Source organism: Lysobacterales bacterium (genome assembly GCA_016721845.1).
Classification (GTDB): Bacteria; Pseudomonadota; Gammaproteobacteria; order Xanthomonadales; family Ahniellaceae; genus JADKHK01.
Window position 1 is genome coordinate 1,256,379 of record JADKHK010000013.1, and the last position, 23,637, is coordinate 1,280,015.

Genomic DNA, 23,637 nt, shown 5'->3' on the forward strand with positions numbered 1-23,637 from the left:
GCAGGATGGCCTGCGCGATGATGAACCGTCGCCTCGATCAGTGCTTGTGCACCGCCGATTTCGGGCAGTGGCACGGAGCGCTGGGGCCGTATTCGATGCCGAAGCTGCGGCCGTCGCGGTGGCGTTGCCAGTAGAACTCGGGGGCCGGGGCAGCGTGGTTGCCGATCTCGGCCATGTCGGCGTCGATGTCGAACAGGCGGCCGTTGACCATCACGTAGCGGGTGTCGGCGGTGGCGCGGATGTTCTCCAGCGGATTGCTGTTCAACACGACCAGATCAGCACGCTTGCCGGGTTCGAGCGAGCCGATCTGCTTCGACAGGCCGAGCATGTCGGCACCGTCGATGGTGGCCGCTCGCAGCGCCCCCCAATTGCTCATGCCGCCCTGCGTCAGGCTCCAGATTTCCCAGTTCGGCGACAGGCCCTGCAACTGACCGTGACCGCCGATCTGGACCTTGATGCCGGCATCGCGCATCGCCTTCACCGACTTCGCCACGGTGATGTGGTGATAGTCCCAATCCGGCGCCGTCTCGCGACGAATCGCGCGTGCCGCCAGCGTCTCTTTCGGAAAGTAGCGATTGAGCTTCGGGTCTTCCCAGACGTTGTCGCGCGCGTACCACCAGTACTCGCCGCTCAAACCGCCATAACTCACCACCAGCGTCGGGGTGTTGCGCACGTCGGTCTGCGACCACAGCTTGATCACGTCCTGATACAGCGGCGCCACCGGGAGGTTGTGTTCGATGCTGGTCGCGCCGTCGAGGATCATCGGCAAGTTGTGGTTCAAGGTCGAACCGCCCTCTTCCACCACCAGCATGCCGAGTTCGCGCGCAGCCTGGTTGATCTGCTGGTGCTGCTCGCGGCGCGGCTGGTTGTAACTCTTCACGCTGAACGCGCCGTTCGCCTTCATGCGCCGCAGGTGGGCGCGGGCATCGTCGAGCGAATCCACCACCGCCTTGAAGTCGCCGTCGGCGCCATACAGGATGGTGCCGGTCGAAAACACGCGCGGCCCGACCAAGCTGCCGGCCTTCAGCAATTCGGCCTGCGAGAACACCGTTTCCGTCGTCGCCGACGGGTCATGCATGGTGGTGATACCGAAGGCGAGGTTGGCGTAGTAAGCCCAGTTCTGCTGCGCGATCACGCCGCCGTTGAAATGATTGGCATGGGCATGCACGTCCACATAGCCCGGCACGATGGTCTTGCCGCTGGCGTCGATCACGCGCGCATTGGCCGGCACCGCCACATCGGCACCCACCGCCTGGATCGTGTCGCCGTCGACCAGCACCGTGCCCTTCGCGATGACATCGTCGCCCTTCATCGACACGATGCGCGCATTCGTGAACGCCACGATCTGCGTCGGCGTATCGACCGGCACGCTCAGTCCGACCGGCACGCCCTTCAGGGCCTTCGCGTCCGGCAATGTCGCGGGCGCCCCGGGCACGAAGGCAAAGGCATCCTTGAGGCTGCGCGTGTAGTAATGGTCGCCGACCATCCAGTGCACCGCACCGCTGTCCTGTGACCAGTGCAGGTAGGAACCGACATCGGCGGAAATCTTCGCGACCGGAATGGCCGTGGTGTCCTTGCCGAGCTCGACCACGCCGCCGGTCTTCGGCATTGGCGCAATGTAGGCGTTGAACAACTCGGTGAACGCGACCCATTGGCCATCCGGACTGACCGACACGAAATCGGTGTACTTCAGCGCGAACACATCGCGTGGCGCTTCACCATGCAAGCCGACACTCTGCAGTTTCTTGCTCAGACCGCCACCGGTGAGGAAGGTGACGCGTGCACCATCGGCGGTGAACTGCGGCTCGAATCCCTCCTTTGCGATGCGCTGCGCCGAACCGCCCGCGGCCGGCATCCACCAGATGCCCTGCTCGCCACTGTTCAACGATCCCGTCAGCGAGGAACCGCTCTGCTTGGACCAGACGATCTTCGAACCGTCGCGTGAATACCGAGGCGAGTAGTAGAAGCCCGGCTGCGTCGTCAGCACGCGTTCGCTGCCGCTGGTCAGATCGCGTTCGACGATCGCCCCCTGGGCAGCATCACTCCAGGTCGTGTACAGCAGCTTCCTGCCATCGGCACTGAAATTCGGCTGATACTCGAAATGGTCCGAGGCCGAGGTGAGACGCTGTGGTTTGCCGTCTGGCAGGCGCTTCGTCCACAGCTGGCCGACGGCATGGAACACCATGGTCTGGCCGTCGGGACTGGTTGCGACGTCGCGGATCATCTTCGCGGTGAATTCGCCCGCATCGAGTTTCTGTTCGAAGCGCAGGGGCGCGGCGACGGTCTGGTCGACGGCGGCACTGAACGGAATCGCGGTCGGCGCACCGGATCGGGCATCGACATGCCAGATCTTGCCCTGCGCCCAGATCACGACAGCGCTCGAATCCGGCAGCCACTGATAGTTCGCATACGGGCCGAACACCGCCCAGCCTTCCTGCTGGTCGTGCGACAGGCCATTCCACAGCGGTTTCACCTCGCCACTCGCAAGATCGATCGTGTGCAGCACCGATTTGTCGGCGACGCGCTTCACGAAGGCCAGCGTCTTGCCGTCCGGCGAAGGCTGCGGACGCACCGCGCCGCCGGGCGTCGCGACGATGGTCTCGATCTCGCCGGTCTCGCGGTCCAGACGCTTGATCGCGTAGACCACACCGTGTGGATTCTTGTTGTACTCGAACGTGCTGCCGCCGCTCACGTCCTCGGAGAAATAGATGTAGCGGCCATCGGCGCTGACCGCCGGCTCGCCGAGATCCTGCTGGTCGTTCTTCTTCTTGGTCAGTTGCAGCCCGGCACCGCCGCTCTTGTGGAACATCCACAATTCGCCGGCACCGAGCGAACGCTCCGACGTGAAATGCTTGCGACCGACCAGGTACTGGCCATCGGGCGTCCACGCCGGATTGTTGAGCAGGCGGAAGTCCTCCTTGCTGACCTGGGTCGCAGCACTGCCATCACGCTTTGCACGCCACAGGTTGTTGCCGCCGGCGCGGTCGGACGTGAATGCGATCTCGCTGCCATCGGGCGAAAAGCGCGGCTGCACGTCCCAGGCCGGACCGGAACTGATGCGCTTCGCGTTGCCTCCGGCGATCGGCAACGTGTACAGATCGCCGAGCAGCGAGAACACGATGGTCTGGCCATCGCGGCTCACGTCGAGGTCCATCCAGGTGCCTTCGTCGGTCGTGAACCTGATCTGCTTCACCGGACCATGCGCCGCATTCACGTCCCACTTCGGCGCATCCTTCTTGTCGCCGGCATTCGCCGCAACGGAGAGCGCCAAGGCCACGGCCAACACGAGGGAACGATGCAGCATGCGAATCTCCGGCCAGGAAAGTCGGTCATGCTAAACGATGGTCCATGAAGATGGCGCGGCCGATCGTCACAGGCAGCGCACGGCTGATCCGAATGGCCGACGCCCGGCGCAGGGCCGGGCGTCGTGCGACCGATCGGACGGGATCAGGACTTGCCGTCGACCGTGATCAAGTCGCGGTTCTTCTCGACCAGCTTCAGGCCGATGCCCTTGACGTCGACGAGTTGGTCGACCGACTTGAAGGGGCCATTGGCCTTGCGGTATTCGACAATGGCGGCGGCCTTGGCCTCGCCGATGCCATTGAGCGCGGTCAATTGTTCGGCGCTGGCGGTGTTGATGTTGATCGGCGCGGCGAACACGCCGAACGAGGCGAAGCCGAGGACGAGGGCGAGGAACAGCGACTTGATCATGTTCATGGTGTGTCTCCAGTAATTGAGTGCGGGTTCCGGCGCAGGCATTGCCTCACCGGATGTCGCACATTCTGGAGATCGATCCGTAGCGATTCCTGCGCGCAGATCGGAAGCACGCATCAGTGAAGACCGATGGCCGCCTGCGACAATTCGCAGTTCGGAATCGCGACCCGCAAAACGCGAAGCCCGCCGTGCGGCGGGCTTCGCTGCCATCACCTCAAGGCGGGTCAGGCCTGGGGTGCGGGCGCTGCTTCGACCGGGCCGGCCGTCGGCGCATTCGGCTTGCCGCTGTCGTCGCCCTTGTTCCAGTCACGCGGCGGGCCGGGCTTGCGGCCCTCCATGATGTCGGTGATCTGGTCGCCGTCGATGGTTTCCCATTCCAGCAGCGCATCGGCCATCGCATGCAGCTGCACGAGATGATCGGTCAGGATCTGCTTGGCGCGGTGGTATTCGCGGTTGAGGATGCTGCGCACCACTTCGTCGATGCGCCGCACGGTGTCGTCGGATACCGATTTGTGCTGCGTTACCGAACGACCGAGGAATACTTCCTCTTCCTCGTCGCTGTAGGCCACCGGACCGAGTTCGTCGGACAGACCGTACTTCGTGACCATGTTGCGGGCAAGTTGGGTCACGCGCTGGATGTCGTTCGAGGCACCCGTGGTGACCATTTCCGCGCCGAAGATGATCTCCTCGGCCACACGGCCGCCGTACAGCGACGCCATGCGGCTTTCGAGGTACTGCTTGCTGTGGCTGTAGCGGTCCTGCTCGGGCAGGTACATGGTCACGCCGAGCGCACGGCCGCGCGGGATGATCGAGACTTTGTAGACCGGATCGTGGTCCGGCACCATGCGTCCGACGATGGCATGGCCGGCCTCGTGATAGGCGGTGAGCTTCTTCTCGTCCTCGCTCATCACCATCGACTTGCGCTCGGCGCCCATCATGATCTTGTCCTTGGCGCGCTCGAAGTGCTCCATGCGCACGTTCTTCGCGTTCTCGCGCGCCGCGAACAGCGCCGCCTCGTTGACGAGGTTGGCGAGGTCGGCGCCGGAGAAGCCCGGTGTACCGCGGGCGATGCGCGACGGATCGATGTCGTCGCCCAGCGGCACCTTGCGCATGTGCACCTTGATGATCTGTTCGCGACCCCGCAGGTCCGGCAGCGGCACCACGACCTGGCGGTCGAAACGGCCCGGACGCAGCAGCGCCGGATCAAGCACGTCCGGTCGGTTGGTCGCGGCGATGACGATGATGCCTTCGTTGCCTTCGAAACCGTCCATCTCGACCAGCAGCTGGTTCAGGGTCTGCTCGCGCTCGTCATGGCCGCCGCCGAGACCGGCGCCGCGATGACGACCGACCGCATCGATCTCGTCGATGAAGATGATGCACGGTGCGTGCTTCTTGGCCTGCTCGAACATGTCGCGCACGCGGCTCGCGCCGACGCCGACGAACATCTCGACGAAGTCGGAACCGGAAATGGTGAAGAACGGCACCTTGGCCTCGCCCGCGATCGCCTTCGCGAGCAGGGTCTTGCCGGTACCGGGAGAACCGACCATCAGCACGCCGCGCGGAATGCGGCCACCGAGACGCTGGAACTTGCCGGGATCGCGCAGGAATTCGACCAATTCCTTGACGTCGTCCTTGGCTTCGTCGACGCCGGCGACATCGGCGAAGGTGATCTTGACCTGGTCCTCGCCCTGCAAGCGGGCGCGCGAACGACCGAAGGTCATCGCACCGCGGCCACCGCCACCGCCCTGCATCTGGCGCATGAAATAGAACAGCACGCCGATGAACAACAGGAACGGCAAAGCATTGAGCAGGAAGCTCAGCACGATGCTGTCCTTCGGCACCGGCTTCTGCACGATTTCGACCTTGTGCTTGATCAGGTCGGCGAACATGCCGAAATCGCGCACCGGCGCGATCGTCGTGAACTTGTCGCCGCCCTTGCGCTCGCCCGAGATGGTGCTGCCATCCTCGGAGATCGTGACCCTGGAGACGCCGTCATTGCGCACTTCGGCCAGGAATTCCGAGTACGCGAGTTCATCGCGACTGCCGGTTCCCTGGCTGAGGCTCTGGAACACCGACAGCAGGACCACCAGGATCACCAGCCACAGCAGGAGTTGTTTCGCCCAGTCGTTCAACACTGTCTTGCTCCTTCATCATTCTCTGTTCGAACTCGCCGCCGCCGCACGGAAGCCGCTGCACAGCGCGTAAACCTCGGGGCTGCGTGCCCGCGAGGCCTTCGGCTTGCGCATCGTCACTTTGGTGTAACGCTTGCGCAAGTCCCGCACGTAATCGTCGAATCCGACGCCCTGGAACAACTTCACGAGGAAGGTACCACCCGGCTTCAGATGAACCTCGGCAAAGTCGCGGGCCAGCTCACACAAATGCATGGTGCGCGCCTGATCCACCGAATCGACACCGCTCATATTGGGGGCCATGTCGGACAAGACAAGATCGACCGGACGACCGCCGACCATGACCTCGAATGCCTTCAGCACGGTGTCTTCACGAAAGTCGCCCTGCAGGAACTCGACGCCGGGAATGCTCGGCATGTCGAGGATGTCGAGCGCGATGACATCGCCGCTTCGGCCGAGTTCGCGCCTGACCATCTGTGACCACCCCCCCGGTGCGGCACCGAGGTCGACCACGACCATGCCCGGCTTGAGCAGATGGTCGCGCTCGATCAGTTCTTCCAGCTTGTAGGCCGCGCGGGAGCGCACGCCCTCGGACTGGGCGCGTTTCACGAACGGGTCGGAGAAGTGTTCCTTGAGCCAGCGATGACTGGACTTGCTGCGCGCCACGGGCGGTTCGGGGAGGAGTCAGGGCCGCGCATGATACCCTCGCGCCCGTTTTCTTTCCTGAAGGTGTGCCCGTGGCACTCGACGCTCTCCAGCTCCGCTTCCTGCGCGGCCTCGCGCATGACCTCAATCCGGTCGTGATGGTCGGTCAGAAAGGCATGTCCGATGGTGTGCGCGTCGAACTCGACGAGGCGCTGTCGCGTCACGAACTGGTGAAGATCCGCGTGATCGCCGAGGAACGCGAGGAGCGCGACGAGATCATCAAGGCACTGGCCCGCGACACGAAGTCCGAACTGGTGCAGAAGGTCGGCCATACCGCGACGTTCTATCGCCGCGCCAGCAAACCGAAAATCCTGATGCCGGGCGAGAAGCCGGCGAAGCGGGAAGAGGGTTTCGGCGAGCGTCCGGCGCGCGATGGCCAACGTCCGTTCCGTGCACGTCGCGACGATGTCGGCGGCGGTTACGGCGAACGCCCGAAGCGCGCGCACGATCCGGCCGATACGCGTCCGGCGCGTCGCGAGGACACCCGACCGCCGCGCCGCGAAGGTGGCAAGTACGCCAAGCCGCCCGCGCGCAGCAGCGCCGGCGGTTTCAACAAGCGTCCGCCGCGCGCCGAGGACATCGTCGGCGGCGCGCCTCGCCGCGAGCGCAGCTTCGGCGGTCGTGCCGACGGCCCGACCCATCGCACCGCGCGCCCGCCCCGTGACTTCGCGGACCGCCCGAAACGTGACTTCGGTGACCGTCCGGCACGCCCGGCCGGCAACTACGCGGACCGCCCGAAGCGCGACTTCGGTGATCGTCCGGCCCGCCCGGCACGTCCCGCGGGCAACTTCGCCGACCGGCCCAAGCGTGATTTCGGCGACCGCCCGGCACGCCCGGCCGGCAACTACGCGGACCGCCCGAAACGCGACTTCGGTGATCGTCCCGCCCGCCCGGCACGTCCTGCAGGCAACTTTGCCGATCGACCCAAGCGTGATTTCGGCGACCGTCCGGCACGCCCGGCCGGCAACTACGCGGACCGCCCGAAGCGTGATTTCGGTGATCGCCCGGCGCGTCCCGCGGGCGCCAAGCCGGCGTACAAGTCCGCACGCCCGGCGTACAAGGCTTCATCGCCGAAGCCTGCGGGCAAACCGGCGGGGTCGCCCTACAAATCCCTGGGCGCCAAGCGCCCGAAGCGTGAAGCCGACGAGGACTGAGTCGCTCGATGCAACTCAGCCAGGAAACGCAAACCGGCGGCGACCACGTCCGCTTCGTGGCCTCCGACCGCATCCTGCTTGCCAGCGGTGAACGCCGCGGCAGTTTCGTGATCGCCGCCGGCGTCGATACCTTCGACTGGCCGGTGCGCAACGCGAAAGCGATGGCGCCCGGTGACTGCGATGCCTTGCTCGCGCTGCAACCTGCGGTCGTGATCGTCGGCACCGGTGCGACCCAGGTATTTCCATCGCGCGAGATCATGGCCGTCTTTCTGACCCGCCGCGTCGGCGTCGAATTCATGGACAACGCCGCCGCCGCGCGCACGTTCAACGTGCTGCTCGGCGAAGGGCGCAAGGTCGCGGCCGCGTTCATTCTGCCCTGATGCCGCTGCTGGCGGCATTCGCTAACATCCAGGCGATGCCCCGAGCCGATCGCCAAGCCCATGGATGCTGAGCGCTGGCGCGCCGTGCGCAAGCTGCTCGACGGCGCGCTGGACCGCGAGGGCGTCGAGCGCGTCGCCTTCGTCGAAGACATCGCCGACCCCGGCCTCCGCGCCGACGTCGTGCGTCTGCTCGGCAAGCACGAAATCACCACGCCGCTGGATCGTCCGGTGGTCGACCTGGTCGCGCCCGCCATGGCCAACGATGTGCGCGAGCGCGATTGGGACCGCGAACAGGTCGGGCGGCGCATCGGTGCCTTCGTGCTCGACGACCTGCTCGGCTCCGGCGGCATGGGAACGGTGTATCTCGCGCACCGTGTCGACGGCCGCTTCGAACAAAAGGTCGCGATCAAGCTGGTGCTGACCGCGCACGCGGGCCTGCGCGACCGCTTCCGCAAAGAGCAGGAAATCCTCGCCGGCCTGCGCCATCCGAACATCGCGCAGCTGATCGATGGCGGCGAAGCCGACGACGGCACGCCCTTCCTGGCCATGGAATATGTCGAGGGCGTATCGATCACCGACTATTGCCGCGACCACCTGCCCGATGTCGAAGGCCGCCTGCGCCTGATGCTGCGCGTGGCCGGCGCGCTGGCGCATGCGCACCGCAGCCTGGTGATCCATCGAGACATCAAGCCGTCGAACATCATTGTCACCCGCGACGGCCATCCGAAACTGCTCGACTTCGGCATCGCCAAGCTCATCGGCGAGGAACGTTTTCGCCCGGTCACGGCGCAACGCATCGGCCCGATGACGCCGCAGTACGCGGCCCCGGAACAATTCCGCGGCCAGCCGATCACGGTCGCCACCGACATCTACCAGTTCGGCGTGTTGCTCTATCGCATCATCACCGGCCGCTTGCCCTACGACGCGAATCCCGAAGACGCCCACGCCTGGGGCCGCGCCGTGGTCGAGACCGATCCGGTCACCCTCGGTCGCGCGCTTGCGCGCCGCGGCGGCGATGCACCGACGACGCGGGATGCGGTGCGCACCCTCGGTCGCGAACTCGATCGCGATCTCGATGCGATCGTGCGCACCGCGCTCGCGAAGGAGACGAATGCCCGCTACAGCTCGATCGACGCGTTCGTCGCCGACCTCGAAGCCTTTCTCGACGGCCGTCCGGTGCAGGCACGACATGGCGGCACGCTGTACCACGCGACCCGGTTCATGCGTCGCCACCGTATCGCGATCGCCGCTGCCGGCCTGACCGTGTTCGGCTTGCTCGGCCTCAGTGCCTATGCCTTGCAGCAGGCCCGTCAGGCACGCTTGGAAAGCGAACGCGCGCGCGCCGCGGTCGCGTTCGTGCACGAAGTCTTCCGTGCGGCCGATCCGGCCAATGGCCGTGGTGGCGCACGCAGCGCCACCGACATCCTGGAAGCCGCTGCCGCCCAGATCGAGCCCACCTTGAAGCGGCAGCCGGAATTGCGCGGCCCGATCGCCGTGGTGATGTCCGGCGCATTCTTCAACATGGGCGATGCGCGTCGTGCCATGACCCTGATCGAGCGCGCGATCGAGGACATGCGCCAGTTCGACGACACGCCGCCTCTGGAACTGACTGCCGCGCTGGAGCTTGGCGCCGCGGTGGCACAGCGCAACGGCCGCCTTGAGCAGGCGATTGCCTGGCTGGACGAAGCCGATCGGATCGACCTGCCCGTCGGCCCCACGACACGTCGCATCCGCGATGGCCAGGCCAATACCCGCTACAACATCGCCCGCGACGGCGGCGATCCTGCCGCTGCGCTGAGAGTCGCCGAGGCGGCACTGCGGGCGACGGAGGCGGCAACCGGCGAAGAACGCGAACGCCTGCGCAGCCGAGCGCTGCATCGGGTCGGCGTCTCGTTGCGCGACATGGATCGATTCTACGAATCGGAGGCCACCCTGCGCGAGGCCATCGACCTGTGCCAGAAACAGTTCGGCGACAACGATTTCCGGACCTTGCGCGCCCGCCAGTCGCTGGGCTGGATGTTCATCGGCCGCGGCCAGCCGGCGCGCGCACTGGGTGAACTGGAGCCCGTTGGCGAACGTCTGCGCGAACTGTTCGGCGAGCGCAGTCAGGACTACGGCGCGAACCTGCACAATCGCGGCCTGGCCTACCGCGCCCTGGGCCAGCTCGATCGCGCCTACGACAGCTTCCGCGCCTCGGCCCAGGCCTACTCGGCCTCTTCCGCTGCCGGCGCCGCGCAGATCGGCTGGGCACTCTGGAATGCCGCCAGCGTCCGCAGCGAACAGGGCCAACACGCGGCGGCGCGCGAGATCTACGACGACATCGAAGACAACTGGCGCAACTCGATTGCCGAGGACGCGCGCGCACGTGCCTTGCTGTACATGGCGATCACCGAAAACCGCATTGCCCTGGGCGCATTCGGCGAAGCCGAAAGTTATGCGGACCGCGCCTACACCACGCTCCGTCGCAGCGACGGTGAATCGATCGATTCGACCAAGGCGCTGGGGTTGCTCGGTGATGTTGCTGCGGCGAGACAGGATGCACCGCGAGCGGTGGCGCGCTACGAAGAAGCGCTCGCCATGCTCGGCCGGGTTGCGCCCGATCAAACCGAACTGCGCGACCAATGGCAACGGCGCATGGCCAGCCTGAGCCCCCACTGACCGGCAAACCCCGATCGGAATGTCCCTGCGTTGCTGCCCTTGCCGGACCGGATCCGGTCACTACGGGGACAGCCATGATCAGTTACGCCGCCGACTTCGACACCCGCCGCATCAGCCCTGCCCGCACCCTCGCCATCGCTGTCGCGCTGGTCCTGCACATCGCCGCCTTCGCCCTGCTGATCGCACCGGTGCGGCCGCCGGCACCCGACCTTGCCTTCGACGTGCCGGACATCCAGATCGTGATGCCGGAACGCCTGATCCCGCCGCCGCCCTTGCCGCCCGTCGTCCCGGCCACGCCGCCACGGACGACACCCGTGGCGGAACGCCGCACGCCTGCACCCGTGCTGATCCCGAATCCCGAGCCGGCGCAAACCCGGGACGATGTCGTACAGGAAATCGTGCCGCCGACGCCGGATCCGGTCGTCGATGGCGCAGGCGACACGGGGGACGCGTTCACGCCGGCACAAATCGGCAGCCTGTCCTATCTCGAAGCCGCCGCGCCGCGCTATCCGCTGGCAGCGATCAAGCGCCGACTCCAAGGCGAGGTGCTGCTGATCGTGACCGTCGGCCCCGATGGGCGCCCGGAAGCAGTCGACGTCCAGCGCAGTTCCGGTCACGCCATCCTCGACCGTGCCGCCATCGATCAGGTGCAACGCCGCTGGCGCTTCCGTCCGCTGATCGTCAACGGCCTGCCGACCCGCGCCCGCGGCCTGGTGCCGATCCGTTTCGACCTGCTCGATCGTTAGACCGAATCCCGCGCCCTGGCCCGCAGCCGGGCCAGGGCCTCGGCCTCGATCTGGCGTACGCGTTCGCGCGATACGCCCAGTACCTGCGCCACTTCCGCCAGGGACTGCGCGGCATGTTCGTGCAGGCCGAAACGACGCTCCAGCACTTCGCGACTGCGCGCGCTCAGCTCCGACAACCACACATCCAGGCGCGCATCGTTGGCGATCTCGCCGAGCCCGTCACCCTCGCCTTCGTCCGGCATCGCCACCAGTTCACCAAGCACGCGCTCGTCGTCTGCAGCGAGCGCGGCATCGAGCGAATCGACACGGGCATTGAAGCGATACAGGCGCGCGACCTCGGCAACCTCCTTGCCGGCCGCCTTGCCGATTTCATCCAGGGTCGGCGCACGACCGAGCGTACGCGTCAGCTCGCGACTGGTGCGCAACACCTGGGCCAGTTCACGCAGCACATGCACCGGCAGGCGCACCGCACGGGTCTGCCGCATCAACGCGAACTCGATGGCCTCGCGGATCCACCACATCGCATAGGTCGAGAAGCGAAAACCACGACCGGGATCGAATTTCTCGACCGCGCGGATCAAGCCGAGATTGCCCTCGGCGATCAAGTCGATCATCGGCAAGCCACGCCCGAGATAGGCGCGCGCGGCATTCACCACCAGGCGCAGGTTGGCTTCGATGAGCGACTGCCGCGCTGCCAGCTCGCCGCCGCGAGCGCGTCGCGCGAGGTCGCGTTCGGCCTCGGCATCGAGCAGGGGAATCAGTCCGATTTCGTTGAGATAGACCGTGGTTGAATCGCGCTCGACCACGTCCTTGTCCGCCGGCCCGAGCCACTCGAACAAGTCGTCGGTCGGCAATTCGTCGTCGGGCGGCCGTTGCATCATGGCGTCAGCGGCTGGGCAGATAGCCGAGCGGATCGACCGGCTTGCCGTTGTGGCGGACTTCGAAATGCAACATGTCGATGCCGCCGCGCCGGCCCATTTCCGCAATGGGCTGGCCCGCCTTGACCTTGCTGCCCTCCAGCACCAGGCGCTTCTGGTTGTGGCCATAAGCGCTGAGGAAACCCGGGCTGTGCTGCACGATCACGAGTTCGCCGTAGCCGATCAGGCCATTGCCGGAATACACGACCTGACCGTCCGCTGCGGCGAGCACGGCCTGTCCCAGGCTGCCGCCGACATCGATGCCCTGCTGGGTCGGGTCGCCTTCGACGAAGCGGCCAATCAGGCGTCCGTCGGCCGGCCAGCGCCAGCGCACGCCATCACGGGAACGGATCGGCGCCTTCGGATTGACCACGGCACGCGGCGTGGTATCGACCGCAACGGGCGATACCGCCACCGGATCGGCCGCCGGCGTGGACACGGGCGCCGGCGTTTCCGCGACGACAATCGCCGATGCGGCCGGCGGCGGACCGGGTTCGACCGGGGTCGGCGCGGTGGCCGGCAAACCGATTGCCGCAGCCGGCGAATGGGCAGTCGTCGACGCCTCCGTCGCTGGCGCACTGTCATCAACGATCGCGAACGTCTGCGTGTTGCCGGTGTCGCTGGCCGGGGTGTCCGGTGTCGTCACCGGCTGCATCGGCACGGCCGCGACCTCGACCTGATGTTCGCGCGGACGGCCGGGTGCGACGGGTACGGCCGGCGGAACCGCGGTCGCAGCCGTCGCCGTCACCCGGGTCGTGCGCGAGGGTGGCGTCAGACGCAGACCCTGGCCCGGATAGATCGTGTGCGGCGGGTTGATGTTGTTCCAGGCTGCGAGATCGCGGACATCGAGCTTGTTGCGGAACGCGATGCCGTACAGGGTGTCGCCGCGCACGACCGTGTAGTCGGCCGCCTGCGCCGATGGCGGTGTCTGCACTCGCGCAGGCCGCGCCGCCGTGCCGGGCGCCGGCGCCGTTTCATGCGTTTCCACCGAAACCCGCGGCTCGAAGCCCGCGCATCCGGCCAACAACACGGTCAACACAGCGAATCCCTGCAGACGCATGCTCATCCCTTCCACACGAACAACGCGGCCACGCCGGCCAAGAGCAACACCAGCGCCGTCCAGCCGACCGGTTCGATATATCGATGCAAGGCGCGCTCGGCACGCTCGCCGCCCAGCCGGATCGCTCCGGCCACCAGATACACGCGCTTGCCGCGACCGATCACGACGGCGGCAACGAACGGCAGCAGCGGCATCGACACCGCGCCCGCGGCGATCGTGAACAGCTTGAACGGGATCGGCGTGAAGCCGCCGACCAACATGATCCAGAAGCCATGCTCGCGCAGCGAATCACGTGCCTGATTGAACGAATCGCCGAAACCGAGTTCGATCAGATGGGGTTCAACCAGACCGATCGCGAACAGCCCGAGCGCGTAGCCGATGAAGGCCCCCAGCGTCGATCCGAGCAGACTGAGGCTGGCGTAACGCAGCCAGGCTTTCGGCTGCGCCAGCGTCATCGGTGCCAGCATCACTTCCGGCGGCACCGGAAAGAAGATGGCCTCGATGAAGCTGATGAACGTCAGCCACAGCGGCGCATGCCGATGCCGCGACCAGCCCAGCGCCTTCTGATACAGGGGCTGGAAGACCGCCATCAGATCCGGCCTCCGAGCAGGGGCACGAAGCTGACCGGCTCCAGCATCGACTCGTGCAGGCCATCGGCGTCGCGGGTCACGCGCATCAGCTTCTGCTCGCCGCCCTGCGGACCGACTGGTGCGATCAGCACGCCACCGGGCGCGAGCTGCTCGGCCAACAAGGGATCGATGTATTCGCCGGCGGCCGTCACGATGATCGCGTCGAACGGCGCCTCTTCCGGCCAGCCGCGACGGCCATCGTCATGGCGAGTGCGAATGTTCTCGATGCCGATGCTGCGGAAGCGTCGGCGCGCGTTGCGCAGCAGCGATTCGATGCGTTCGACCGAATACACCTGCGGCACCAGATACGACAGCACGGCCGCCTGATAACCGGAGCCGGTGCCGATTTCGAGCACCTTGCGCGGATTCGCGGCAACGACGTGCTCGGTCATGCGTGCGACGATGTACGGCTGCGAGATCGTCTGCCCTTGCCCGATCGGCAACGGCGAATTCTCGTAGGCACGCACTTCCAGACCTTCATCGACGAACAGGTGCCGCGACAGGTTGCGCATCACGTCGAGCACGCGGGGGTTCTGGATCCCGAGCGTGCGCAACTGTTCGACCATGCGGTCGCGCGCACGTTGCGAGGTCATGCCGAGACCCGCCGGGTCGCGCCGCATCATCATGCGCGCTTGGCCCCCAGGGTGTTCGACAAGGCACCGACCCAGGAGGCGACATTTTCCAGCGCGGTGTAGCGCGTCAGATCGACCTGCAACGGCGTGATCGAAATGAAACCGCGACGCACCGCATCGAAATCGGTACCGGGACCGGCGTCCTGCTCCGGACCTGCCGGGCCGATCCACCAGATGTCGCGCCCGCGCGGGTCGTTGGCGCGCACGCAGGGTTCGGCACGATGGCGATGACCCAGTCGCGTGACTTCGAAGCCGGCGATCTCGTCCCAGGGCCGGTCCGGCACGTTGACGTTGAGAATCGTGTCGGCCGGCAACGGATCGGCGACCAGTTTCTTGACGATCGCCAGGGCCGCGCGCGCGGCCGTGGCGTAATGCTTCGGATCATGGTCGCGCGAGGCCAGCGACACCGCGACCGCGGGATGGCCGAGGAATCGGCCCTCCATCGCTGCCGCGACCGTGCCGGAATACAGCACGTCGTCGCCCATGTTGGCCGAGGTGTTGATGCCGGACACGACGATGTCGGGTTCGTCCTCAAGCATTCCGCACAGGGCGAGATGCACGCAGTCGGTCGGCGTGCCCGCAACGCGGTAGCGGCCGGATTCGAGCTCGATCACGCGGATCGGGCCATCGAGGGTCAGCGAATTGCTGGCGCCGCTGCGGTCGCGGTCGGGCGCGACCACGGTGACCTTGCCGAGCGCACGCATGGCATCGGCGAGGATGCGGATACCGGGCGCGTCGACGCCGTCATCATTACTAACCAGGACATGCATGTTCGGGAGCTTCCGGAAAACGGCCAATGATAGCCGAGCCGCCATTGCACCGACGCGCCGCAGGCACCAGTTCTGCTACAACCGGTTCAATCGCCATTGATCCCGCCCGATGTCCAAGCAACGTCCCGACCCGCGTTCAGCGCCCGCCAGACCGCCCCCGGTCGCCGAGGAGGACCGTGCCCTGTTCCTGGACGCGATCGGCGCAGTGCGCCGCATCGAGACCGACCGCCTCGATGCGCGCGCACCGGGTCCGAAGCCGGAACCGGTGCAATCGCGACGCGACGATGCGCGCGTGATCGAGGAGCTGCTGCGACCGCTGCCGAGTTCGCTCGACCCGGACGCGGCCGAACCCTTGCGTTATCTCAAGAACGGCATCGCGCCGCGCGTGCTGCTCAAGCTCGGACGCGGCCAGTACAGCGTGCGCGACGAACTGGACCTGCACCAGATGACGGCAGTCGTCGCCAAGGACGCGATCTCGCGCTTTCTCGCCGAGTGCAAGTCGCGCGACTTCCTGTGCGTGAAGATCATCCACGGCAAGGGCCTGCGCTCGAAGCACGACGGCCCTGTCCTGAAAGCCCTGACCGACCGTCTGCTGCGCCAACGCGGCGACGTACTCGCCTTCCGTTCGGCACGCTGGAACGACGGTGGCAGCGGTGCGGTGATCGTGTTGCTGAAGGGCAATCGCTGAGCGCCACCACGGACGCGCTGTGGTAGTTTTTCCGGCACGGGAGTCGCCATGAAAGCCAAGCCCAAAGCCAAAGCCAAACGCATCGTCGTCAGCGCATCGGAACTGCGAAAGCTCGACGCAGCAGCGCGCAAGCGCGACCTTCGCGCGATGGCGGAGCATCCCGATTCGCCGGTACCGCTGTTTCTGGAAGCCAAGGCGCCCGGCGTACGTATCAAATGGCACGGGCGGATCTGAAGCCACTTAACCGTAGCGAGCGCTCGGAGATCATCGCGGCCGGGCCCAAAGGCATACTTGTCGGCGGCATGGCGCTGGCATTCTGGGCAGACGAATTCAGTGTTCTTCCTTCCGGATTGCTGGAAGCTGGAATTACCTTCGATGTCGATTTTCTCGGAACCCGCAAAGAGGCGGAGACAACGGCCAACCAGCTTGCTGGATTGATGCCGGGCCGAGTGGAAATTCTGCTTCCGGACATCGATCGTCAGACGGCGAATTCGGCGAAGATTCTCGTCCAGACGTTTCATGATCGCACCACTGCATTGGAGATCGATTACGTGTCCGGTCTCTTCGGTTTTACCCCAGAAGCCGAGCAGCGGCTAAGAATGCGCGCCTTTTCCGTCGAGACATCACGCGGCAGCGTCAAAGTAATGCATCCGATCGACTGCCTGATCAGTCGCGTGATGAATCTGGATGGCCTGCCCAGCAAGCAGAATCCTGCCGGCGTCGCTCAATGCCGACTCGCCGTCACGGTGACGCGAGCGTTCATCCATCGAGCGTGTGGTGATCCGTCGAGACAGGTGATGAAAACTGCCTTGAAAGCAGCAGAAGTAGTTGCGGAACTCGCAATGCTTGCGCCAGCGAGAAGAATCGCCAACGAGTACGGCATCGACTTGCTCGAAGCAATTCCTGCCGATGCGATTCGTTCGGAACAGTTCCAATTGCAGCGCTGGCCGCAGATCCAGCAAGCCGTCGCCGAAGGCATCGAGAAACTGAAGCGCCAGCGCGAACGGCGGCGCAAGCGTGCGAAGACGGGCTGATCCGCAAACGACAACGCCCGCACGGGGCGGGCGCGTCGTCGCGGATATCGCGAGTATCAGGGCTGTGGCTTGCGTGCCGGTGCGGCGACCGTCATCTGGTCGCGGTTCTTGGAGACGGTCTTGTCGCCGATGCCCTTCACGTTCGCGAGCTCGTCGACCGACTTGAAGCCGCCGTGTTCGCTGCGATAGGCGACGATGGCCTCGGCCTTGGCGGCGCCGACGCCGTTCAGCGTTTCCAGTTCCGCGGCGCTGGCGGTATTGAGGTTGATCTGCGCGGCGAAGGCGGCGAGAGAGGCCAGCGACAGCGACAGGCCGAGGACAAGGGACTTGATCAGGTTCATGGCGTGGATTCCTTTTGAATGGTTGAAGGTCGTGCCGGTGTGCTCACCGGACGGACACCATTCTGCGGATCTCGCCCTTGCCCTTCCTGCGTGCGGATCGGAACGCGGGCTGCGTGTTCCGAGCGACATCGACTAGGAGATTTCCGAGACGCTCAACGGGGCGGCAGCATGCCGCCCGGACCACCCATGCCGCCCTGCCCCATCATGCCTTTCATGTTGCGCATCAGGCCCTTGAGCCCGCCGCCGGAGAGCTTCGACATCATCTTCTCCATCTGCTGATACTGCTTGAGCACGCGGTTCACATCGGCCGGCTGGGTGCCCGAACCACGTGCCACGCGCGCCTTGCGCGAACCATTCAGCAGATCGGGATGACGGCGTTCCTTCTTGGTCATCGATCCGATGATGGCGATCATGCGGTCGACGTCCTTGTTGTTGACCTTGTCCTTCAGGTTCTGCGGGATCTGGCCCATGCCCGGCAACTTGTCGATCAACCCGGTCAAGCCACCCATGTTCTGCATCTGCAGCATCTGGTCGCGCATGTCGTTGAGGTCGAACTTCTTGCCCTTCATCACCTTTTCGGCGAGTTTCTGGGCTTTCTCCTGATCGACCTTGCGCTCGACTTCCTCGACCAGACTGAGCACATCGCCCATGTCGAGGATGCGCGACGCGGCGCGATCCGGATGGAAGGGTTCGAGCGCGTCGGGTTTCTCGCCGGCACCGACGAACTTGATCGGGCGACCGGTGATGTAGCGCACCGACAGCGCCGCGCCACCGCGGGCATCGCCGTCAGTCTTGGTCAGGATGACGCCGGTCAGCGGCAACGCGGCGGCAAAGGCCTTGGCGGTGTTGGCGGCATCCTGGCCGGTCATCGAGTCGACCACGAACAGGGTTTCGATCGGCTTGGCGGCCTCGTGCACCGCGGCGATTTCTTCCATCATCGCGCCATCGATCGCGAGACGACCGGCCGAGTCGATGATCAGCACGTCGGCGAAACTCTTGCGCGCATCGTCGAGCGCGCGGTTTACGATCGTGACTGCGGCCTCGCCGGGTTCGCTGGGATGGAACAAGGCATCGACCTGTCCAGCCAGTGTCTTCAACTGGTCGATCGCGGCCGGACGATAGACGTCGCAGCTCACGACCATGACTTTCTTCTTCTTGCGCTCACGCAGGTGTTTCGCGAGCTTGGCGACGGTGGTGGTCTTGCCCGCGCCCTGCAGGCCGGCCATCAGGATCACCGCCGGTGCCGGGCAATTCAGGTTCAGCTCGCTGTTCTGGCTGCCCATCACCGCGGTCAGTTCCTGCTGCACCACTTTCACCAGGGCCTGGCCCGGCGACAGGCTTTTCAGCACATCCTGGCCGACGGCGCGCTGCTTGATGCGTTCGACCAGCGCCGATACCACTGGCAATGCGACATCGGCCTCGAGCAGGGCGATGCGCACGTCGCGCATCGCCTCGCGGATGTTCTCCTCGGTCAGGCGCGCGCGACCGCGCAGCTTCTGGATGGTCGAGGACAGGCGATTGCTCAGGGATTCGAACATGACGGAACCAGCGGAAAAACGGGCGCGGAGTATAGCCGCAGCAGACAGCGGCCACTCCCGCCCTGCGGCCGCCCATGCCAAACTGAGCGGATGACACTCGCGCTCGCCCTGTTTGCCGCTCTGCTCTACGCGCTTGGCGCCGCGGCCGCATTGGCGCCTGCCGCCCGGCCCGAACGCCTGCGCTGGGTCGGCCTGTTCGGCTGGGGTGCCTGGATGGCGCACGCCACGATCCTGGGCTGGCGAGCCAACCACCATGGCGTCGACTTGCAGTTCTTCAGCGCCCTGTCACTGGTCGCCGCGGCCTGCGTGCTGGCGCTGCTGGTCTTGATGCGCTGGCAGCGCCTGCAGCGACTCGCGGCGGTCGTGTTCCCGATCGCCGTCGTGGCCGTCATTTCGGCCGCCCTGTTCGATCGTGCCGCGACGGGCAACGAGATCGATGACTGGCGCATTGCGGCACATGCCCTGCTCGCCCTGCTCGCCTTCGCCACGCTCGCGATCGCGGCGGTGGTCGCGATCCAGCTCGGCGTCCAGGACCACGCATTGCGCACGCACCGGCTATCGCGCTGGTTTTCGGGTGCGCCGCCCCTCGTCCAGGTCGAACAGCTGCTGTTCCAGCTGATCGGCGCCGGGTTCCTGCTGCTGACCCTGGCCCTGGTCACCGGCGTGCTGTTTGTCGAGGACCTGATGGCCCAGCATCTCGCGCACAAGACCGTGCTCTCGGCGCTGGCCTGGGCGGTGTTCGGCGTGTTGCTGTTCGGGCGCATGCGCTTCGGCTGGCGCGGTCGGCGCGCGGTACGTTTCGTGCTCAGCGGGATCGTGTTGCTGGTGCTCGCCTATTTCGGATCGAAGTTCGTGCTGGAACTGGTCTTGCAGCGCCAAGGCTAGGCAGAAATTCCGCGACGGCGCGCACACTTCGGCAAACTTCCTGAGCTAGACTCTCGCCTCGTTTCCGTCACGATCGAGCGCATGTCGAATCCTTCCGGGTCAGAACGTCGTCGCTTCCACCGCTTCCGGTTCGAGGGCAGCGTCAAGCTGTATTCGGACCGCGCGATGTGGGACGCCGAACTGATCGATATCTCGCTCAAGGGCGCCTTGACCACACGCCCGGCCGACTGGTCGGCCAAACCGAATTCGATGCATCGCATCGAACTGCGCCTGGGTGACGGCCTCAAGATCAGCATGGGTGCAAGTTCGGCCCATGCGACCGAAGACAGCATCGGCTTCCGCTGGGAAAAAATCGACCTCGACAGTTTCACCCAATTGAAGCGCCTGATCGAGTTGAATCTGGGCGATCCCGAGCGCCTCAATGCGGAGCTGTCGGCGCTCGGTTAGGCGAGATAGCGGCCGGAAGCCGCTCTCACGTCATTGTTTCGGCGCCGGTTCGGCGATCAACTTTTCCAGCATCCCGACCAGTTCCTGGTCGTCCGGCTTGGTGCGGGTGCCGAAACTCTTGACGACCTTGCCGTTGCGGTCGACGAGATACTTGTGGAAGTTCCAGCTGGGCTGTTCGCCGGTGGCTTCCTTGAGCCGCTTGTAGAGCAGGCTGGCATCGGCGCCCTTCACCTTCGTCTTCTCGAACATCGGAAATTTCACGCCGTAGGTCAGCGTGCAGAATTCCTTGATTTGCTCCTCGGTGCCGGGTTCCTGGCCCATGAATTCGTTGGACGGAAAACCGAGCACGGAGAATCCTTGTGCCTCGTATTTGGCGTGCATCGCCTCCAGGCCTTCGTACTGTGGCGTGAAGCCGCACTTGCTGGCGGTATTGACGATCAGCAGGACCTTGCCATCGAACTTCTCGCACAGATGCACGGGTTCCTTGCCCGCCAGCGGGCGCATCGAGACGTCGAGCAGGGGACTGCAAGCCAGGGCCAGCGGTGCAGCCAGCGTCATTGCAACGGCGAATATCCAGCGTTTCATGGTCGATCTCCTGTGGGCGAAACGAATCTAACCGGTCAGATGCATGACCGATGTCATGGTCGACTCCTTTCGGGTTGACGAATCGAAACTAGGTGTTATAGTTCACTACAACACGCAACCGCAGGAGCGCCCGCCATGACCACCAGCCTTCTCGATCTCGCCCTGAGCCTGCTGCTCAGCACCGCCGCCAGCATTGGCCAACCTGCGCCTGCTGCGCAGTTGCTGGATGCCGCCCCGACGAACATCGGCGGGCCGTCCAGCGCCGAGGCCGCCGCCACGCGCCGCCAGGCACGCGCTGCACGCGTCAGCCTGATGGACCCCTATTACAGCTTCAGTCGCGCCAAGCGCGCCGCCGCAAAGGACTGATCCATGTCGATGCAATGGAATGAAAGCGCGCCGATCTACCGCCAACTGCGCGACTACATCAAGGCGATGATCCTCGACGAGGCCCTGAAGGAAGGCGACGCCCTGCCGTCGGTGCGCCAGGTCTCGGCCGACTTCCAGCTCAACCCGATCACGGTGTCGAAGGCCTATCAGGAACTGGTCGACGAGAATCTCGTCGAGAAGCGCCGCGGCCTCGGCATGTATGTCAACCAGGGTGCGCGCGACGCCCTGCTGAAGAACGAACGCGAGCATTTCATGCGCGAGGAATGGCCGGTATTGCGTGACCGGCTGCGTCGCCTCGGGCTCGATCTCGCAACGCTGACGACGATGAACACCACTGGGGAATCGAAGCAATGAACAAGGTCATCGAAGCGCGAGGACTGCGCAAGCGATACGGCAAGACCGAAGCGGTCAAGGGCGTCGATCTGAGCATCGAAGCCGGCAAGATCGTCGGACTGATCGGCCCGAATGGCGCCGGCAAGACCAGCGTGCTGAAAGCGATGCTGGGATTGACGGATTTCGAGGGCGAACTGAGTGTCCTCGGTCGCAACCCGCATACCGAGCGCCATGCACTGATGCAGGACGTCTGCTTCATCGCCGATGTCGCCGTGCTGCCGCGCTGGATCCGCGTGCGCGAGGCCATCGAATACGTCGAAGGCGTGCATGCACGCTTCTCGCGCGCCAAGTGCGAAGCCTTCCTCGCCAAGACCAAGCTGAAGCCCGAGATGCGCGTGCGTGAAATGTCCAAGGGCATGATCGTGCAGCTGCACCTGGCCCTGGTCATGGCGATCGACGCCAAGCTGCTGGTGCTCGACGAACCGACACTCGGCCTCGACGTGCTGTATCGAAAGGATTTCTACCAGACCTTGCTGAACGACTACTTCGACAGCGAGAAGACGATCATCGTCACTACGCACCAGGTCGAGGAGATCGAACATATCCTGACCGACGTGTTGTTCATCAAGGACGGCGTGATCTCGCTGTCGGCGACGATGGACGAGCTTGGCTCGCGCTTCACCGAGGTGATGGTGCCGGCCGACAAGCGCCAGGCCGCGCTGGCGTTCAAGCCGCTGGACGAACGTCAGGTCTTCGGCAAGTCGATCCTGCTCTACGACGGCGTGTCGCGCGATCAGCTCGATGCGCTCGGTGAAACACGTACCCCCGGCCTTGCCGACATCTTCGTGGCCACGATGAAGGGAACCTATCAATGAACACGTTCGTGACCCAACTGAAACGCGAATACTGGGAAAACCGCGGCGGTTTCTTCCGCGCGCCGATGATCGTCGTCGGGGTGGTCGTGCTGATCACGATCATGGGCCTGATCACGGGCCAGGCGTCGATGACCGACAACGTGAAGATCATCGGCATTCCGATCGCGAAATCCATCGCCAGCATGCCCGCCGACAAGCTCCAGCAGTTGGCGACGGGCATCAATGTCGGTCTGGCCGGCATGTCGATGCTGGTGCAGTTCGCGCTCGGCATCGTGCTGTTCTTCTATCTGATCGGCTCGTTGTTCGACGAACGCAAGGATCGCTCGGTGCTGTTCTGGAAATCGATGCCGGTGTCGGACCTGCAAACCGTGCTGATCAAGATCGTGGCCGCCACCTTGCTCGCGCCGGCCATCGCCTGGGTCGCCGGCATCCTGCTGCATCTGTTGATGCTGGGTGTCATCGGTTCGTTCTTCTGGTTCAACGGCATCAGCCCGGTGAATCTGCTGTGGGGCCCTGCCGAACCGCTGAAGCTGTGGGGCGTGATGCTGATCGGCATTCCGGTGAACGCACTCTGGGCACTGCCGAGCATCGGCTGGCTGATGCTGGTGTCGAGCTGGGCGCGCGGCAAGCCCTTCCTGTGGGCGGTGTTCGTCCCGGTCATCACCGGCATCCTGCTGACCTGGTTCGACGCGCTGTCGACGCTGTCGATCCCGGACACCTGGTACTGGAAGGAAGTGTTCGCCCGCGGCCTGTTCAGCATCTTCCCTTGGACCTTTGACGCTTCCGGTGCTTTCCGCTTCGGCCTCGAATTCTCGAAGGACAGCACGCCCGCCGACGTGGTTTCGTTGCAGTCACTAGGCATGGTGCTGACGATGATGAAGACCTGGCTTGGCGCCGCCGTCGGCATCGCGATGATCGCCGGCGCGGTGTACTTCCGTCGCTATCGCGAGCTGACCGACTGAGTCCCACTCGCCTGCCGAACGCCCCGCCGTGCGCAAGTATGGGCGGGGCGTTCCATTTAAGGGATCGA

Annotated in this window: 25 protein-coding genes; 13 read left to right on the top strand and 12 right to left on the bottom strand. The window is 65.2% G+C overall.

Annotated elements, in window-relative coordinates:
- Positions 1-37 precede the first annotated feature (37 nt).
- From IPP28_13080 to rlmE, 4 genes are all read right to left on the bottom strand, one after another.
- Positions 38-3,304, bottom strand: coding sequence for a PD40 domain-containing protein (locus IPP28_13080; protein MBL0041948.1), 3,267 nt, complete (start codon positions 3,302-3,304; stop codon positions 38-40).
- Positions 3,305-3,447: 143 nt separating this feature from the next.
- Positions 3,448-3,717: a ComEA family DNA-binding protein gene (locus IPP28_13085; GenBank protein ID MBL0041949.1), complete on the bottom strand. Its 270-nt coding sequence runs from the start codon at positions 3,715-3,717 to the stop codon at positions 3,448-3,450.
- Positions 3,718-3,938: 221 nt separating this feature from the next.
- Positions 3,939-5,846, bottom strand: coding sequence for an ATP-dependent zinc metalloprotease FtsH (gene ftsH / locus IPP28_13090; protein ID MBL0041950.1), 1,908 nt, complete (start codon positions 5,844-5,846; stop codon positions 3,939-3,941).
- A gap of 18 nt (positions 5,847-5,864) precedes the next feature.
- Complete coding sequence (gene rlmE / locus IPP28_13095; GenBank protein MBL0041951.1) at positions 5,865-6,509, bottom strand: 23S rRNA (uridine(2552)-2'-O)-methyltransferase RlmE; 645 nt, start codon at positions 6,507-6,509, stop codon at positions 5,865-5,867.
- Positions 6,510-6,580: 71 nt separating this feature from the next.
- Between rlmE and yhbY the strand changes: the two genes are divergently transcribed.
- The 4 genes from yhbY (at position 6,581) to IPP28_13115 (ending at position 11,486) form a co-directional block, all read left to right on the top strand.
- Complete coding sequence (gene yhbY, locus IPP28_13100) at positions 6,581-7,702, top strand: ribosome assembly RNA-binding protein YhbY (GenBank protein ID MBL0041952.1); 1,122 nt, start codon at positions 6,581-6,583, stop codon at positions 7,700-7,702.
- A gap of 8 nt (positions 7,703-7,710) precedes the next feature.
- On the top strand, positions 7,711-8,082 hold the full coding sequence (locus tag IPP28_13105) for a hypothetical protein (GenBank protein MBL0041953.1): 372 nt from the start codon (positions 7,711-7,713) through the stop codon (positions 8,080-8,082).
- Positions 8,083-8,142: 60 nt separating this feature from the next.
- The gene (locus IPP28_13110; protein MBL0041954.1) at positions 8,143-10,740 is read left to right on the top strand and encodes a protein kinase; all 2,598 of its coding nucleotides are present in this window, start codon (positions 8,143-8,145) and stop codon (positions 10,738-10,740) included.
- Positions 10,741-10,814: 74 nt separating this feature from the next.
- Positions 10,815-11,486: a TonB family protein gene (locus IPP28_13115; protein MBL0041955.1), complete on the top strand. Its 672-nt coding sequence runs from the start codon at positions 10,815-10,817 to the stop codon at positions 11,484-11,486.
- Here the strand turns inward: IPP28_13115 and IPP28_13120 are convergent.
- The 5 genes from IPP28_13120 to surE are packed head-to-tail and all read right to left on the bottom strand — an operon-like array spanning position 11,483 to position 15,494.
- On the bottom strand, positions 11,483-12,367 hold the full coding sequence (locus IPP28_13120; GenBank protein MBL0041956.1) for a sigma-70 family RNA polymerase sigma factor: 885 nt from the start codon (positions 12,365-12,367) through the stop codon (positions 11,483-11,485). The two genes, IPP28_13115 and IPP28_13120, sit on opposite strands and share 4 nt — an antisense overlap.
- 4 nt (positions 12,368-12,371) lie before the next feature.
- Entirely contained in the window at positions 12,372-13,469 is a 1,098-nt protein-coding gene (locus IPP28_13125) for a peptidoglycan DD-metalloendopeptidase family protein (GenBank protein MBL0041957.1), read from the bottom strand.
- Positions 13,466-14,053: a DedA family protein gene (locus IPP28_13130; protein ID MBL0041958.1), complete on the bottom strand. Its 588-nt coding sequence runs from the start codon at positions 14,051-14,053 to the stop codon at positions 13,466-13,468. Before IPP28_13130 ends, IPP28_13125 begins: the two co-directional genes overlap by 4 nt.
- Positions 14,053-14,718: a protein-L-isoaspartate(D-aspartate) O-methyltransferase gene (locus IPP28_13135; GenBank protein MBL0041959.1), complete on the bottom strand. Its 666-nt coding sequence runs from the start codon at positions 14,716-14,718 to the stop codon at positions 14,053-14,055. The genes IPP28_13130 and IPP28_13135 overlap by 1 nt, the downstream gene beginning before the upstream one ends.
- Complete coding sequence (gene surE / locus IPP28_13140; protein ID MBL0041960.1) at positions 14,715-15,494, bottom strand: 5'/3'-nucleotidase SurE; 780 nt, start codon at positions 15,492-15,494, stop codon at positions 14,715-14,717. The genes IPP28_13135 and surE overlap by 4 nt, the downstream gene beginning before the upstream one ends.
- Positions 15,495-15,603: 109 nt before the next feature.
- Between surE and IPP28_13145 the strand changes: the two genes are divergently transcribed.
- The 3 genes from IPP28_13145 to IPP28_13155 are packed head-to-tail and all read left to right on the top strand — an operon-like array spanning position 15,604 to position 17,216.
- Entirely contained in the window at positions 15,604-16,182 is a 579-nt protein-coding gene (locus IPP28_13145) for a Smr/MutS family protein (protein ID MBL0041961.1), read from the top strand.
- Between the two features lie 48 nt (positions 16,183-16,230).
- Positions 16,231-16,416: a hypothetical protein gene (locus IPP28_13150; protein ID MBL0041962.1), complete on the top strand. Its 186-nt coding sequence runs from the start codon at positions 16,231-16,233 to the stop codon at positions 16,414-16,416.
- Complete coding sequence (locus IPP28_13155) at positions 16,398-17,216, top strand: hypothetical protein (protein ID MBL0041963.1); 819 nt, start codon at positions 16,398-16,400, stop codon at positions 17,214-17,216. The genes IPP28_13150 and IPP28_13155 overlap by 19 nt, the downstream gene beginning before the upstream one ends.
- Before the next feature lie 56 nt (positions 17,217-17,272).
- Here the strand turns inward: IPP28_13155 and IPP28_13160 are convergent, their stop codons facing one another.
- Together IPP28_13160 and ffh are read right to left on the bottom strand one after the other, a co-directional pair.
- Positions 17,273-17,557 carry a helix-hairpin-helix domain-containing protein gene (locus IPP28_13160; GenBank protein MBL0041964.1) on the bottom strand — a complete coding sequence of 95 codons (285 nt, stop codon included), beginning with the start codon at positions 17,555-17,557 and terminating at the stop codon, positions 17,273-17,275.
- Between the two features lie 152 nt (positions 17,558-17,709).
- Positions 17,710-19,095 carry a signal recognition particle protein gene (ffh, locus tag IPP28_13165; GenBank protein ID MBL0041965.1) on the bottom strand — a complete coding sequence of 462 codons (1,386 nt, stop codon included), beginning with the start codon at positions 19,093-19,095 and terminating at the stop codon, positions 17,710-17,712.
- A 90-nt stretch (positions 19,096-19,185) separates the two neighbouring features.
- On the opposite strand from ffh, the gene ccsA reads away from it, so the two are divergent.
- Positions 19,186-19,980 (top strand): cytochrome c biogenesis protein CcsA, encoded by a 795-nt coding sequence (ccsA, locus tag IPP28_13170; GenBank protein MBL0041966.1) that lies wholly within the window; start codon positions 19,186-19,188, stop codon positions 19,978-19,980.
- A gap of 81 nt (positions 19,981-20,061) precedes the next feature.
- Entirely contained in the window at positions 20,062-20,427 is a 366-nt protein-coding gene (locus tag IPP28_13175; protein MBL0041967.1) for a PilZ domain-containing protein, read from the top strand.
- A gap of 30 nt (positions 20,428-20,457) precedes the next feature.
- Here the strand turns inward: IPP28_13175 and IPP28_13180 are convergent, their stop codons facing one another.
- Complete coding sequence (locus IPP28_13180) at positions 20,458-21,012, bottom strand: glutathione peroxidase (GenBank protein MBL0041968.1); 555 nt, start codon at positions 21,010-21,012, stop codon at positions 20,458-20,460.
- 135 nt (positions 21,013-21,147) lie between these two features.
- On the opposite strand from IPP28_13180, the gene IPP28_13185 reads away from it, so the two are divergent.
- Genes IPP28_13185 through IPP28_13200 form a run of 4 tightly spaced genes read left to right on the top strand, consistent with a single transcriptional unit; the run spans position 21,148 to position 23,569 of the window.
- Positions 21,148-21,378, top strand: coding sequence for a hypothetical protein (locus IPP28_13185; protein MBL0041969.1), 231 nt, complete (start codon positions 21,148-21,150; stop codon positions 21,376-21,378).
- A 3-nt stretch (positions 21,379-21,381) separates the two neighbouring features.
- Positions 21,382-21,753, top strand: a complete 372-nt coding sequence (locus tag IPP28_13190; protein ID MBL0041970.1) for a GntR family transcriptional regulator — start codon at positions 21,382-21,384, stop codon at positions 21,751-21,753.
- Positions 21,750-22,607, top strand: a complete 858-nt coding sequence (locus tag IPP28_13195) for an ABC transporter ATP-binding protein (protein MBL0041971.1) — start codon at positions 21,750-21,752, stop codon at positions 22,605-22,607. Before IPP28_13190 ends, IPP28_13195 begins: the two co-directional genes overlap by 4 nt.
- The gene (locus tag IPP28_13200) at positions 22,604-23,569 is read left to right on the top strand and encodes a hypothetical protein (GenBank protein ID MBL0041972.1); all 966 of its coding nucleotides are present in this window, start codon (positions 22,604-22,606) and stop codon (positions 23,567-23,569) included. The genes IPP28_13195 and IPP28_13200 overlap by 4 nt, the downstream gene beginning before the upstream one ends.
- Positions 23,570-23,637 lie beyond the last annotated feature (68 nt).